Raw genomic sequence first — 13916 nt, 5'->3', positions numbered from 1 at the left:
AATCAGGAAAATCACGCGAAATATCGGCTCAGGCAGAAGCCACAAATTAGCTGAGCAGTTTGAGAATAGCGTCAGGTTGTTGTTGAGCTTGGGAGAGCATTGCAATACCGACCTGATTCAGTACTTGCTGCTGGCTGAAGTTGGTGTATGTTTGAGCCATATTTGTATTCGTGATGGTTGAATCTGCATTTTGTAAATTCTCAGCTGAATTCTGCAGATTTGAAATTGTGTAGTTCAGCTGATCTTCTACTGCACCTACATTTGCCTGGTATGCTGACAAGCTGGTAATAGCTGCTTGTACTGCAGAAATAGCAGCTTGCGCTGAAGCTTGACTGCTGATAGCCGTTCCACTAATACCCAAAGCTGACAGGTTAACAGCATTAATTGTCAAAGAAAGAGTTTGACCTTCTTGGGAACCAACCTGGAAGGTAAAGGAGCCACCAACAGTTGCTGTAGAAGAACCTCCAAGCAAGCTCATGGTATTAAATTGAGTTTGCGTTCCAATATTGTTAATTTGGTTACCTAGTGCTGTGAATTCTTGCTGAAGATTGTTAAGATCTGTTGTGGTTTGAGTACCGTTTGATGCTTCAACAGCCAGTGTGTTCATGGTTTGAAGAATATTCATGACCTGATTCATAGCACCACTTGCCGTTTGAAGCAGACTAACCGCGTTTTGAGCATTTTGAGTAGCTTGGTTCAAACCATTCACTTGCGAAGTCATCTGTTGGGAAATTGCGTAGCCAGCCGGATCATCCGCTGCACTGTTAATACGATTACCACTTGACAACTGCTGATAAGAAGTTTGCAGCTGATTTTGAACGTAGTCCAAATTGGACAAAATGTTCGAGGCTGATGCATTGTTGTTTACACTGAATGACATACCCATTTTCTTTTGCTCCTCTCATTCTTGCATTGACTTTAATTTATAACAAAGGAGTTTCCTCCTGAGTTATCAACCGTTAGGAAGATAATTCACCAGAGATGGTAGAAGAATTTCAGAACCCATTTTTAGCGCTGCTGTAAAAACACCTTGGTCAGTATTAAATTGAGTGATAACTTTCGCCATATTAGCATCTTCCAAATCACCTTTATAATTTTGAACGGTAGTTACATATTGTGAAATTTGCGTCTGCATGGCTGTTGCTCGTTTGATTCTCGAACCTAATTCTGCATTGATATTTACCACTTGAGTAATACCTGTCTGCAAATTCGTTAAATCAGTTTGGAGACCTGTAATATTTCCATTTTGCAAATCTGAAATAGTAGAGTTGAGAGTACTCTCCAAATTGGTTGTTGAACCAGAGGCAGTACCCATAACTTGCGATGCACTAACATTGACTGTGATACTAATTCCAGCTGAAATTTGCATTTCCATACTTGCAGCCGTATTACCACTTGTTGTATAGCCGATATTATTAGTAGAAGTAGTAACAGGAGGTTGCAGAGGATCAGCTCCTCCAAACAAATAACGCGACCCTTGTTGAGTATCCAATTCCTGATAAATTGTCTTCGATAATTGTTGGACTGTTTCTGAAAGAGCATTTTTATCTGAAGTAGTTTGATTCGTTGTATTCAAACCTTCCATAACATAACTTTGAATAGACTGTAGAGTGTTGACGATTTGAGATAAAGCAGATGATGTATTGTTCATCCATGTCAACGCAGATTGCAGAGTGTTTTGATAACCCTGCGCTGATGACAAAGTTGCTCTAGCAGACATATCTTGAGATACAGCAAGCGGGTTGTCTTGTGGTAAATTTAATACTTTGCCTGTAGAAAGTTCATCCTCCAGATTTTGCATTGTCGTATTCTCGTTTGTAATGTTATATAAAAACTGATTTACCATCATCTGTTGTGTGATTTGCATATGTTCACCCCCAAACAGCTAGTCTAACTTATTAGCCAACATTCTGTATCAATGTTTGCAGCATTTGATTAAATATAGAGATGTATTTTGCCGCCGCATTATAGCTATTCTGAAACTGAACCATCTCAGCCGCCTGGGCATTCATATCAACACCCGACACCGATTGCCTTAGATTGGATGATTGTTCAGCAAGCGCATTAGCTGTATTGTATCCAGCCTGAACTCCTTGCGCTTCCACACCAACACCAGAAACCAAAGCTGCTAGTGTCTGATCAAACGTACCACTACTAGCAGTGCCAGATTGGGTAGCATCAGAAACCACTCCGGCGTAGGTCCATGAACTGTATGTATTCGTTGAAGTAGATAAAGCAACCATCGCATTAGCGTTAGAATTTCCATCAGCACCATCTGAACTTGATCCTGCTGCTATATCGTTTGTTGTAAGTGATGGATTTACATCAAGAACAACATTCCCTTGCGAATCCACCGGTTGTCCAGATGAATCTGTAGTAGCGCCCGCTGGAGCTACAAAAATACTTGGCCCTGCAGAATTGTTTAAGTCAAGCCCACTACTCTGCTGATTGTTTACTGCAGTCGCAAACGTATCCAGAAACGAATTCAAATTAGCCAATGTTTTATTGACATCATCCAATCCCTGTGCATTGCCAAGAATGGAGCCTGATTGCAACAAAGTAATTAGGTTATTAGAAGCTGGTGAAGCATTGCCTGATGACGTATACCCAGATGAGGGTAAGTATGAGCTTGTCCCACCAGAAGGAGCATTTTGATAAGATTGAAGTTGACTTGGTTGTAAATCTTGATTTGCATTATATTCGCTACCATTCGCTCCACCAACCAAAGGAACCGCATTGCTGCCGCTGCCAATACTCACAGTCACAGTACCATTCTCCTGATACTGAATATTGACTCCAGCAAGTTTAGACATATCATCCAGATAGACCGAGCGCTGATCTAAGAGTGTATTGGGAGATTGACCTATCGCCGTTTGCATAGCAATCTGCGCATTCAGTTGAGCCACATTTTGCGCATCTGTAATTAACTGATTGACCTGTCCTTCAATCGTGCCAGCTAAACCTGACTGCACATCTTCCAATTGTTGAGTAACCGTTTGAAATGTCTGCGCCACTGTTTTGGCCTGCTCAATTACAGCTTGACGCGCAGCCGTATTGGTCGGATCTGTAGACAAAGTTTGCCACGCTTGAAAGAATTGATCGACAGAATTCTGCAAACTGTCAGAGGAGGGTTCATTTAAAATTCCTTGAATTTGCGTCAACACGGTTTGGTGAGATTGATACATTTGTAAATCAGCTTGATTCGCCCTGTCCTGCTGGACTAGATACGGGTTGGTTTGGCGTTGAATCTGACTCACTTGCGAACCTTGTCCCAACTGTCCTACAGGCAAAGATTCATTATCTGCCGGAAACGGACTACTTTCTTGTATGAGGGCATTTTCTACCGCGTAGCCAGGAGTATTCGCATTGGCTATATTATTGGCAATCACATTTTCTGTTTGTGCAGCAGTTTCTAATGCATTCACTCCAATATTCAAACCAAGGAAAGTAGATATCGGCATACTCTTAGCCCCCAGAAATTCCGTTCCCAATTCGCTTTATAACGGAAAATGGTTTATGCGAATTCAGCATAACTGCTCATTCTGACATACGCTTTATTAAACTCTTCAGCAATTTTTAAGGCTTGTTCAATAAGTAATTGTTGTTGAATAACCGATTCGTGTACAGCTTTCAATCTTTCTTGCAAAGAAGAATCTATTGTATATTGAGCCAACCGTTGAAGACAGCGACATTGACGAACGACCCTCTCCACAACTCCAGTTGAATCCGCTTTTAATAAGTAATTGTTAATTTCAGAAGTTAACGACTCCAGTTCACCAACAATCGACTCAGCAGACTCGCATTCCATCATTCTTGTAAGGCCCCACTTTGCAAAATTGCTTTTGCCAGTCTTTCTGGCTGAATTGAATATACACCCGATTGAATCTGTTGCTTGATACGATTAATTTTTTGCTGTCTACTTTCGTAATTTGTTGCCCGGTTTAGCAATTGTGAATCGGTTGCACGAACTTCGTTAGATGGCTTTCCCTGAATTCCGTCCATTGATGAAGAGAGCATCCTTTTCCCCCCTACATTGTCATATACGGTCGAATTTAAAGATTTTTTGCATGATTTTCAGAGATGTTGTAATTTTTTTTGTAGAAACTTAATAGCCTTCTGATAAATTCGTGTAGCTGTTGATACAGACACATTTAAAACTTCTGCAATTTCTGTAAAAGTCAAATCTTCCTCAAAATAAAGTGACAACACCAATTTCTCTCGTTCATCCAATTGCTGAATACCTTGAACCACATCCAGCCATATTTCCATTTCTACTGGAGATTCTTCTGCACGCACATCAATGGCGTGTTCAATATTCATAACTTGCGGTTTTTGATAGGCCTGCAACTGTGTTTGATAGGTCCGTGTAATTTTAAGCGGACTGGAACTCCGAACCACATCTCGCATCGCACCTTTAACGTGCGCATAAAAAAGGCGCAATCGCGCCTCTTCCGTGAGTATATGATGCGCCTCGGTTTGAGTGAATTGCCACCAGCGCATGCGGGCTGACGCTACCAAATCATCCACATCAATCGAAGCACTTTTGCGATAATGCACATACCTTCTGGCTAAACGTTGTATATATTGTTCCTGCCCATCGGTTAACAAGCTTTCCAACTATCATCTCTTCCTTTTCCCCTTACATCTGCCTCTAGTAAAATATCTCCGAGTTGACCTATAAAATCCTACCCAAATATCTTTTATGCCATTTCTTTAAAACCATTTCATATCTTCCGATATAACCAACCTTTAGACTTTTTCCGCCATAACGACGACTTGGCACACTGTATGAAACTGATACCCCTGAACTTCCTCCAAATAATTGCGCACACTTTCTTCAAACTCGCCGGCTGTCATAATACCTTCTTCCAGCAACCTATTACGCTTTTCTTTAAATCTTTGAACAGTCATTCGAACACCTTCATCATGAGACGTAGTGCGAATAAACTGAGCCTGCGGCAAAAGAGCTGTTGCTGTCACACGAAATCCAGCTTCTTGAAGAATCCCAGGTAACTTTCGACCAATCTCGCGATCGCCCCCTTCAAGGGTTTGCAATTGACTAAAAGCAGCTTGCAATCGACTGAACCCTTGGGAATTCTCTGGATAAGTGATTGTCATTCCATCATCAATATCAAGAACACAAAGAGTCGCACCCATCTTTAAACGATCGCGTATACTTACCGCTGCCTCTAAAGGCTGCTGTAAATGTTGAAAGAGAAAACGAGCAACAGCAAAATCAAATTCACCCAGAGACTGAAGTTTATCCAACCGATATACGTCTTCGCGATAAAAAGATATTTTTGCCCGTTCATGCAACGCCGCAGTTCCTAGCTTATAAAGTTCATCTCGCAGCGCTTCCGATAGTCGCACCAATTCATAATCATAATCCACACCTACTACTTCTACCGGAAATCCCGCGGCGAAATCAAAAGCAAACGCACCAAAGCCTGACCCTATATCGAGAACTCTATGATTCTCTTTAACTGGTAAATATCCGAGCAGAGAACGACGTGATGGACCTGTGTAAATGGTCTGTTCTAACAACCAACGTTCCGGCACATATTCTTGTTTAAGTAAAAATTGATAGAGCGCATCATGACGCTGAAAGCGTTGCAGGATTATATCTTGAAGATTCTGCAGAGACAAAGGTGAACGGCCTCCTGATCAATCTATAAAAAGATTGGCAAAGTATACTACTCATGCCCACTATAGCACAGCATGCCAGAAAATTGTTCTGCTTTGCATGCATACAACAAGTTTATTCAGGTGACGATCCGTTGTTAAACGCAAACGCGAACAGAAGACCCACAAATAATCCGCTGGCAATGGACCACCACCAATAACCATGAGTCCAATGCAATACAGCAAAATAAAAAATGACGAATACTAAATTGGCTATCATTCTCACCCATATTGAAAGGGTATTTTTACGAATGATATTCGTCAGTACCATAAGTACAATTCGCCAAATGAGAAAAAAGACAATCACTTGAAGAATAAACATGAGAATCGGCATATACTTCCCCCCAAACTTCACACTGTAGTATTTATTCAGAGGTATGCCATATGGACATTATTCTTGTTTGGCCAAATTGAAAATCGCGTAAGTCTTATTAATCTTTCTGTGTTCCGTTGGTTACATTAAGCTACGAAAAAGCCTCCAACCCACGATTAACGGCGGATATGGAGGCATAGAAACAGAGTCATCATTCTAAAAATCAAATGACAAATATGCGATTGTCAGCCAATTTGTTATTAATATTGCGGTTCTATCAATCCATAGTCGCCTGATTTGCGACGATATAATACATTCACTTCTTCAGTTTCTGCATTCGTGAACACATAAAAATCATGTCCAAGCAAGTCCATTTGCATCATGGCCTCTTCAACATCCATAGGTTTCACAGGAAAGCGCTTCGTACGCACCACACGAAGTTCACTCTCTTCCCGTGTATCCATTCCGGCCGATGATTGAATGCGTGTTTTTAAACCCTGATTGCGAAATCTCTGATTGATTTTAGACTTATGTCGATTAATTTGTTGCTCTAACTTATCTACGACCAGATCAATGGATGCATACATGTCTGCTGATTTTTCTTCCGCGCGGAAAAGTACACCATGCAATTGCAACATGACTTCTACCTTGTGAAAGCCTTTCTCCACTGACAGAGTTACAGAAATCTCCCTTTCGGGCGGAGCGTCGAAGTACTTTTCCAAGCGACCCAACTTCTTGTCCACAAAGTCGTGTAACGCCGGAGTGATCCCCATATGATCACCATGCACTTGAATGTTCATAAGCACCAACGCCTCCTTCGTATTTCTAGTATACCTTTTTTCACGAGGAAAGTCATGGCCTGTTTTCTGAATTAACAGTAGATTTACGCGGGCATTATCGCGAATAAAACCCCTTACCTTTATGCGACTTTTCTTTTTGAGCCGATAGTTCAGAAGATGCTATTTGTAAATCCCTTACCATTTCTGCAGAACAGATTGCACAAAGCCGACCAGACTGTGTCGGTTTTCCGCATTTTTCACATGGATATGAAATATTCGGATTATCTCGTAAGATAATGCGCCCATCCTGAATCATACCCACAATAATGTCCGGGTCTACTCCGACTCCCTCTGCCAACTCTTGAAGATTAGCATTCCGATGATTTTTAAGAAATGTGCGTACTTGAAGAAATATTTCTTCTTCCTCGTGAACGCATTGCGGGCATATATCTCGCCTCAATCGATTATAAATTCTTCCACATCGCTTACAGTTCGCCACCGGCATCCTGCATACACCTACCTGTTCATTTTCATTCAACATTCATGGTACATAAGCTATGGCCACGCCCATCACGGATTGAGCTCCCACGTTTAACAATTCCTTAGCACAAGCCGCCATGGTCGATCCGGTCGTCACTACATCATCCACCAACAACAACCTGCGCTTTTGCAAACGCTCCGGAAATACTACCTGTATAGCATGCTGTATAGCATCCATACGCTCGGCTTTGTTTTTCCCTGTTTGACTCTCCGCTTGAATGGACTGTTTCGATAATAGAGAGACTACAGGACGACGAATTTTTTTGGATAATGCATAAGCCAAAACCTCTGTTTGTTGATACCCCCTGGCAGTAATTCGCTGATTCGTAGTAGGCACGGGCACAATCATATCGAATGAACAGGGCAACTGCCTTTCGATGAATGGTAAAAGTGGAGAAACTAGCCAATCCGTCAAGCCTAATGCGCCATCATACTTCCACGAACGAATGACTTCCGGTAAAAACCCATGATAAGGAAATGCAGCAAAGACTGGTACTTGACTACCTTGAACTACCAGAGAACGCCTTGCGGGTAGGATATCTACTTGCAGAAGTTTTAATTGACAAAACAGGCAAATTTTATCAAGCAAGATCAGATTATCCTCTTTTTGATGTTCTCTATACAGTGTTCTTCCACAGAGTACACATCGATGTTGTTCGTTAAAATAAATCATATCCAAAACGAAAGAAGCGAAAGATGCAAGTAAAAACGACAATGTATAGCCACGAAACGTTCTCATTCTACCCAATCTGCTTTGCTCGGATAGTAAACAAGCGCAAGCAACCCTGGCCCCGTGTGCATGCCAATCACAGGACCAAGTTCACAAACTTCACCTAGAACATTCTCATGACCACCCATCAATTCCTGCAATAATGAATGAGCATCTTCAGCGCGATCGCGATGAATAACGCCTAGCCTCACTTGCGAATGTTTCTCTGCAAAAGCATGAAATTCGCTTCTCAGTGCCTCCAAAGCCCGTCTGTGCGTTCGCATTTTTTCGTATAAGTCTATTTTCCCATCTCGAACAGTAAGAATTGGCTTGATCTGCAACAGAGAACCCAGTAACGCGGATGCGCCGCCAATCCTTCCACCTCTTCGCAGAGCTTCTAAATTGTCAATCAGAAATCGCGAAACCATATGTTGACTCACATATTGCCACATTTCTAATATTTGATTTACATCGCACCCTGATCTTGCCATTTTTACTGCATCTTGCAACGGACCAGCCAATCCAAAAGAAGTAATCTTTGAATCAAATACTGTAATACGTTGAGGATTAACCCTTTGAGCCGCATTTTTAGCACTCTCGTAGGTTCCACTCAAACCCGAAGATAATGTCAGGCACAGTATATGTTCTGAAGAGTCTATTAATTTCTTGAATACTTGTTCAAAGCGAGAAGGGGAAGGTTGAGAAGTACTCGGAAACTTTTCGCTGACTGCCATTTTTTCATATATTTCTTTGTAACTTGCGTCGACTCCTTCTGCATAGGCTTCACCGTCAATAACGATGTCGAGAGGAACGACAGATATTCCTAATGAACGCTCTTGATCAGGCGTTAAATACGCTGTGCTGTCTGTGACAAAGGCAATTTTGCCCAAGTTATTCTCCTCCCATCGATAGAGATTTGTCTTCTGGAAGTCGGCTCATTCTGGAAAGCGTAAACCAAAAATCACTGCCCTTACCCACTTCACTTTCTACACCAACTTCTCCGCCAAGCGCTGTTACTATATGTTTAACAATAGACAACCCCAATCCAGTCCCACCAGATGCCCGACTGCGATCCCGATTGACTCGGTAAAATCTTTCAAACAAGCGATCGAGATGTTCTGGAGCAATACCTATTCCTGTATCTATGACATGAACTTTCACTCTATCAACGAGAATTTCACAACGAATCGTCACCTTGCCGCCACTTGGCGTGTAATGAATGGCATTGCTCATTAAATTGAGAAATACTTGCAAAAGCAAGTCGTCTTCCGCCCAAACATTCACCTGCTCAAAAGGTTCTAATTCAAGTTGAATCTGGCGTGCTAGAGCTACTTGGGTCAACCGATCAAGCGCCCGTTCTACCACATCCATCAATGGAACAGCAAGCAATTGAATCCGATGTTCTTCAGCTTCCAATCTGGAAAGTTCCAGCAAATCGCTGACCAGGGCGTTCATCCGATTGGACTCGTCGTAGATAGTTTGCAAAAACTGTTTTTGTACTTCTGCTGGTGCTTCATCATCAAGCAATGTCTCTGCAAAACCGCGGATTGCAGCTATTGGAGTCTTTAATTCATGCGAGACATTAGCCACAAACTCGCTTCTCATTCTTTCCAGTCGACGAAATTCAGTGACATCATTGCAAAGCATGAGAACATCAAAAGCCACTTCCCCATGCATTGCGGTTTTGCTCTTGGATGGCACAGGTACCAAACGGATTAACACCGTCTGTGTGTCGCGCAAATTGAGTTCGCTCTGCCATGGAGTTCCAAACAACAATGCGTTGTCTATTGCCGCACCTAAATGATAGTTTCTAAATAGAGACCAATGGTCTTGTTTGGTCCAATGTTCAAAAGGCTTGCGGAACATTAACTGGGCTGCTTCATTGACCATCTCTATGGTTCCACCGCGGGTAATATAGATGATTCCCGTGGTCATGTTGTGCAAAATGTGTTCCAGAACATCACGTTCTGCAGATAGTTCATCGACCACCGTTTCAATGCGACTGGTCATTTGATTAAAACTGTTGGCTATCTCACGGTTAAATCCACGCCGTAAATATTCGTACATGCGTAAGCTGTAATCACCGTTGCCAAAAGCGTCCAAAGAATCTTGTAAATACTCCATAAAATATTTGCCCCAACGCCGACGAATTCCAAAAACAATCAGCGGAGTCACCATACCTGCAAAAAAGGCCAGCATTACGGGTACAATCATCCAGAACTCCTTCCAGACGGATCGGTAAACTTATAACCAACACCTCGTACGGTTCTGATATATAGCGGATTTTTAGGGTCTTTCTCAATCTTATCTCGCAAATGGGATACATGAACATCGACAATTCGCGTATCTGTTGTTGAATTATATCCCCAAACGCGATCAAGCAATTGATCTCGAGAAAGTACATGTTCTTTGTTTTCAAGAAAATATTGAAGAAGGTCGAATTCTTTGGGTGTGAGATCAATCAGTGCTCCCGCCAAAGATACTTCATGCTTAGAGAGATCTACCAGAACATCTCCCGCTTTGAGTGTGCGCGAACTGCTTGCCTCTTCAATGTCTTCTTCGGTATTATCCATACGCCGCAAAACTGCTCGGGCGCGGGCTACTAATTCTCTAGGAGAGAATGGTTTTTTGACATAATCGTCAGCCCCCATTTCCAAACCGACCACCAAATCCACTTCTTCATCTCTGGCAGTTAAAAGAATAATGGGTACTTCAACTTTTTCCTGGCGTAGACGGCGACAGACTTCCAAGCCATCCATACCAGGCAACATCAAATCTAAAATGACCAATGAGAGCCGTTGGGGGTTCTGACGGATAAGTTCATAAGCAGACTTACCATCTCCTACCGTTTCAACCTCATATCCTGATTTTTGAAAATTGTAAGCAACCAGTGTACGAATGGACTCTTCATCATCCACAACCAGGACTGTTGGCACGCCATCGCCCTCCAAATTTTTAACTTAAACTCATTTTAACTTGTCCCCCTAATGGATTACAATATGATATAGTTAAATAGAATTCTCTGTTGAATCTACCATCTTAATTCTTATTTTTATGAAATCCCACATTTGGAAAAGTTGGTGAATTAATGGCCACCATAGGAGAAAAAATACGTGAATTGCGTCAGCAACGGGGACTGACGCAAAGCGAATTAGCGGATGGAATTGTTACACCGAGTATGATTAGTCAAATTGAATCAGACAGAGCTAAACCTTCTTATAACTTACTGAACAATTTGGCTATTCGACTAGGTATGCCCATTGAATATTTTGTTACAGAAATGGACGGTCAACAATCTGCTTCAGCTACTCTAGCCATTGCACGTTATTATGTTGAAGTTGGCCTCCCTGAAAAAGCATTAGAAATTTTAAATAAAATTCATACCGAGAACGCATATGGACTAAATACTCGTATATTGATGTTAACTCAAGCTATGGCTCATAGGCACCTAGGTCAGTACCAGAGCGGCGTACCTATTTTAGAGAGTCTTCGCGAACAGGCTTTTCGCAGCCAAGACAAATTGCTTCTATTTGAAGTTTGCCGAGAATCTGGATACCTTGAGCTTGGCATGAAAAATGAAGATGGTGCATTGCATGAATGGAAGAAAGCCGTATTCTACGGAAAAGAACTGAGAGAAGAGAAAATTTGTGCCACTGTAGAACTCAATCGCGACATGATGGATATGTACTATAAGATGTATCAAATTACTCGTCAAAAATATGATGGACAAATGGAATCTATCAGTTATCTTCAAGAAGCTATAGAACTCGCTAAATCAGCACCTAAAATTGAACATATGGCAGAAATGCTGATTATGGATGCCGAATTTCTAGAAGATGCGGATACTCAACTCGCCACTACACTAGCTTTAAAAGCTTTAACACTAGTAGAAAGTCTTCGCTTCCTTAAGCAAAGTGATGTTGTGCAGGCAACTATAACAGAGGCGTCTGAAAAAATCCCGGAACTCCAAGAAGTCAGCACAGCTTCTGAAGAACAACATTGTATAGCACCTCAGACAACCTACCTGTTTATCCAGGCAGAATGTCATAGAGCAAGGGCTGAAATGAGCAGGGGCGAGTGGTCAGCCGCTCTCCGACGCATTGAACGCGCCAGTGAGATATTAAATGATTGTCATGGTATTTGTGAATTCTCTCAGCTTTCTTATCGGGACACACTTAAAGAGCTTGGAGAATTGCAAGCTGATTATTTCAAAATGACCGGCGAGACGGAAAAGGCGGCAGACGTTTTAATTGATTTGGCAAATCAATTTCCAGAGGAAGAACTCGATATTCGTGTCCAGTGGCTTGCCACTGCTATTCTATGGCTTAAGGAAGTTGGTCAGCCAGCTAAGATTCGCGAAATTCAAGAACGACTTGAATCATTCTTACTTCCTAAAAATCCTGTTCGTTGGATTGATTCTCGCACTTAAGAAGCCTTTTCCATAGTTACACCAGAAAATCATAAAAATCGGCCATCATCTGAACAACAGTTCAAATAATGGCCGATTCTTTTGGTTCTTCGGATTGGAGAATGCCAATTTCTCGAACAACTTCTTTAAACGGCTCGACCAAATCGGGATCAAACTGAGTACCTCGACATGCGTCCAATTCGTCAAAAGCTTCTTCCATTGTCCGTTTTTTACGATACGGACGACTGGTGGTCATGGCATCAAATGAATCCACAAGAGTCATAATACGGACTGACAATGGAAGCTCTGCCCCTAATTTCCCTTCTGGATAACCGGTACCATCATACCTTTCATGATGATAACGAATGATAGGCAGACAGTCTGCAACTTCTGATAAGCCGAGCGCCAGTTGATAACCAAGATTTGGATGGTCCCGCATCAGATCCCATTCTTCTTTGGAAAGCGGGTCACTTTTGGCAATGACCTCTACCGGTATCTTCAATTTCCCTATGTCATGCAAAAATGCTCCAACTCTTATAGTTTTTTGCAAATCTTTATCGAGATTCAGTTTCCGCGCGAGAGCTGCTGCATATTTAACATTTCTTTCAGTATGTCGGTATGTATAGCGATCGCGTGAATGCATCAATTGCATGAGTTGTTGCATTTCGTCAATCAATTTCTCAGAAACATCCAGTCCTTGTAATTCGCGAATAATATCTTCGGCAATGGAACTAAACACTGCAACACGACTGTGCGTAGCAACTTTAATCTTATACAACGCATCATCTGCAGCGCCCAGGACCTCGTGCTTTTTCTCTCCAGTATCAGGATATCTTGCTACTCCTATACTGACAGTCAACTTTGTTACTGGATACTGCTCCGTACTTGGAAAATTGTAATGTTGAACAGCATCGCAATAAACTTGAGCACGTTGAGTGGCTTCTTCAACGGAGACATCCGGAATAATGATTAAAAATTCTTCTCCACTCACTCGGGCGATTAACTCACCCTCTCTGGCCGTTGTATGAAAGAGCTTTCCTAAATGGCTCAGAGCGAGATCGCCATGCAGATGTCCATGGGCATCATTATATCTGCGAAAATTATCGATATCCACGAGTAATACATTGAATGGAAGGTTATCGGCCACTCGTTTATCTAACCAGTTATGTATGTAACGATGATTATGCAATCCTGTGAGTTCATCTGTGATAGATAAGCGTTTAAAATGGTTGGTAAGCTTAAAGTATTCTTGGTAAACACGGGAAACGATCAAAATGAGAATGGTAAATATGATAACGCCTATCAGTCCAGAGGCATGAATGGTCAAAGCTAGAAGATAGGCGGTGAGACCACCGACTACCAACACACTAAATGTTGACTTTTGAAGCATTGACTTAATCCCTATCTTCAAGCCAACTAAACCTTGCATTATAATATAACAAATTAATATTAATAGCATATTAACTATTGAATAAGTGATCAGAC

16 protein-coding genes are annotated in these 13916 nt (G+C 41.8%); 1 reads left to right on the top strand and 15 read right to left on the bottom strand.

Annotated features, from left to right (window positions below; all coding sequences use genetic code 11):
* Positions 1–46: 46 nt before the first annotated feature.
* From FY534_RS02265 to FY534_RS02200, 14 genes are all read right to left on the bottom strand, one after another.
* Positions 47–886: a flagellin N-terminal helical domain-containing protein gene (locus FY534_RS02265; protein WP_203115062.1), complete on the bottom strand. Its 840-nt coding sequence runs from the start codon at positions 884–886 to the stop codon at positions 47–49.
* Between the two features lie 66 nt (positions 887–952).
* Positions 953–1867 (bottom strand): flagellin N-terminal helical domain-containing protein, encoded by a 915-nt coding sequence (locus tag FY534_RS02260; RefSeq protein WP_072873070.1) that lies wholly within the window; start codon positions 1865–1867, stop codon positions 953–955.
* A 31-nt stretch (positions 1868–1898) separates the two neighbouring features.
* Positions 1899–3461, bottom strand: coding sequence for a flagellar hook-associated protein FlgK (flgK, locus tag FY534_RS02255; protein WP_203115061.1), 1563 nt, complete (start codon positions 3459–3461; stop codon positions 1899–1901).
* Between the two features lie 53 nt (positions 3462–3514).
* A complete protein-coding gene (locus FY534_RS02250) occupies positions 3515–3811 on the bottom strand; it encodes a hypothetical protein (protein ID WP_203115060.1) in 297 nt (98 codons plus the stop codon).
* Positions 3808–4017, bottom strand: a complete 210-nt coding sequence (locus FY534_RS02245; RefSeq protein ID WP_203115059.1) for a flagellar biosynthesis anti-sigma factor FlgM — start codon at positions 4015–4017, stop codon at positions 3808–3810. Before FY534_RS02245 ends, FY534_RS02250 begins: the two co-directional genes overlap by 4 nt.
* A 57-nt stretch (positions 4018–4074) precedes the next feature.
* Positions 4075–4617, bottom strand: coding sequence for a sigma-70 family RNA polymerase sigma factor (locus tag FY534_RS02240; RefSeq protein WP_072873066.1), 543 nt, complete (start codon positions 4615–4617; stop codon positions 4075–4077).
* 132 nt (positions 4618–4749) lie between these two features.
* Complete coding sequence (locus FY534_RS02235) at positions 4750–5646, bottom strand: class I SAM-dependent methyltransferase (protein WP_203115058.1); 897 nt, start codon at positions 5644–5646, stop codon at positions 4750–4752.
* A 112-nt stretch (positions 5647–5758) separates the two neighbouring features.
* Entirely contained in the window at positions 5759–6016 is a 258-nt protein-coding gene (locus tag FY534_RS02230; protein WP_203115057.1) for a hypothetical protein, read from the bottom strand.
* Positions 6017–6255: 239 nt separating this feature from the next.
* On the bottom strand, positions 6256–6795 hold the full coding sequence (gene hpf, locus FY534_RS02225; protein ID WP_203115056.1) for a ribosome hibernation-promoting factor, HPF/YfiA family: 540 nt from the start codon (positions 6793–6795) through the stop codon (positions 6256–6258).
* Positions 6796–6889: 94 nt separating this feature from the next.
* Positions 6890–7279, bottom strand: a complete 390-nt coding sequence (locus FY534_RS02220; protein WP_203115055.1) for a TIGR03826 family flagellar region protein — start codon at positions 7277–7279, stop codon at positions 6890–6892.
* Positions 7280–7315: 36 nt separating this feature from the next.
* A complete protein-coding gene (locus tag FY534_RS02215) occupies positions 7316–8053 on the bottom strand; it encodes a ComF family protein (RefSeq protein ID WP_203115054.1) in 738 nt (245 codons plus the stop codon).
* Positions 8050–8913 (bottom strand): DegV family protein, encoded by an 864-nt coding sequence (locus tag FY534_RS02210; protein ID WP_203115053.1) that lies wholly within the window; start codon positions 8911–8913, stop codon positions 8050–8052. The genes FY534_RS02215 and FY534_RS02210 overlap by 4 nt, the downstream gene beginning before the upstream one ends.
* Before the next feature lies 1 nt (position 8914).
* Positions 8915–10237, bottom strand: a complete 1323-nt coding sequence (locus FY534_RS02205; RefSeq protein ID WP_238413626.1) for a sensor histidine kinase — start codon at positions 10235–10237, stop codon at positions 8915–8917.
* Positions 10234–10959, bottom strand: coding sequence for a response regulator transcription factor (locus FY534_RS02200; RefSeq protein ID WP_072873059.1), 726 nt, complete (start codon positions 10957–10959; stop codon positions 10234–10236). The genes FY534_RS02205 and FY534_RS02200 overlap by 4 nt, the downstream gene beginning before the upstream one ends.
* Before the next feature lie 152 nt (positions 10960–11111).
* Here FY534_RS02200 and FY534_RS02195 point away from each other — a divergent pair, with 152 nt between their 5' ends.
* Complete coding sequence (locus FY534_RS02195; RefSeq protein ID WP_203115052.1) at positions 11112–12452, top strand: helix-turn-helix domain-containing protein; 1341 nt, start codon at positions 11112–11114, stop codon at positions 12450–12452.
* A 61-nt stretch (positions 12453–12513) separates the two neighbouring features.
* Here the strand turns inward: FY534_RS02195 and FY534_RS02190 are convergent, their stop codons facing one another.
* On the bottom strand, positions 12514–13821 hold the full coding sequence (locus FY534_RS02190) for a bifunctional diguanylate cyclase/phosphohydrolase (protein WP_203115051.1): 1308 nt from the start codon (positions 13819–13821) through the stop codon (positions 12514–12516).
* Positions 13822–13916 lie beyond the last annotated feature (95 nt).

It is taken from the genome of Alicyclobacillus sp. TC (genome assembly GCF_016804365.1).
Classification (GTDB): domain Bacteria; phylum Bacillota; class Bacilli; order Alicyclobacillales; family Alicyclobacillaceae; genus Alicyclobacillus_I; species Alicyclobacillus_I tolerans.
The sequence above is the reverse complement of the archived record's forward strand: the minus strand, read 5'-3'. Positions and strand labels throughout refer to the sequence as shown.

Excerpts from the sequence above, each read along its gene's own strand:
- FY534_RS02265 (WP_203115062.1), bottom strand. The coding sequence starts at position 886 with ATGGGTATGTCATTCAGTGTAAACAACAATGCATCAGCCTCGAACATT.
- FY534_RS02260 (WP_072873070.1), bottom strand. The coding sequence starts at position 1,867 with ATGCAAATCACACAACAGATGATGGTAAATCAGTTTTTATATAACATT.
- flgK (WP_203115061.1), bottom strand. The coding sequence starts at position 3,461 with ATGCCGATATCTACTTTCCTTGGTTTGAATATTGGAGTGAATGCATTA.
- FY534_RS02250 (WP_203115060.1), bottom strand. The coding sequence starts at position 3,811 with ATGATGGAATGCGAGTCTGCTGAGTCGATTGTTGGTGAACTGGAGTCG.
- FY534_RS02245 (WP_203115059.1), bottom strand. The coding sequence starts at position 4,017 with ATGCTCTCTTCATCAATGGACGGAATTCAGGGAAAGCCATCTAACGAA.
- FY534_RS02230 (WP_203115057.1), bottom strand. The coding sequence starts at position 6,016 with ATGCCGATTCTCATGTTTATTCTTCAAGTGATTGTCTTTTTTCTCATT.
- hpf (WP_203115056.1), bottom strand. The coding sequence starts at position 6,795 with ATGAACATTCAAGTGCATGGTGATCATATGGGGATCACTCCGGCGTTA.
- FY534_RS02220 (WP_203115055.1), bottom strand. The coding sequence starts at position 7,279 with ATGCCGGTGGCGAACTGTAAGCGATGTGGAAGAATTTATAATCGATTG.
- FY534_RS02215 (WP_203115054.1), bottom strand. The coding sequence starts at position 8,053 with ATGAGAACGTTTCGTGGCTATACATTGTCGTTTTTACTTGCATCTTTC.
- FY534_RS02205 (WP_238413626.1), bottom strand. The coding sequence starts at position 10,237 with ATGATTGTACCCGTAATGCTGGCCTTTTTTGCAGGTATGGTGACTCCG.
- FY534_RS02195 (WP_203115052.1), top strand. The coding sequence starts at position 11,112 with ATGGCCACCATAGGAGAAAAAATACGTGAATTGCGTCAGCAACGGGGA.
- FY534_RS02190 (WP_203115051.1), bottom strand. The coding sequence starts at position 13,821 with ATGCTTCAAAAGTCAACATTTAGTGTGTTGGTAGTCGGTGGTCTCACC.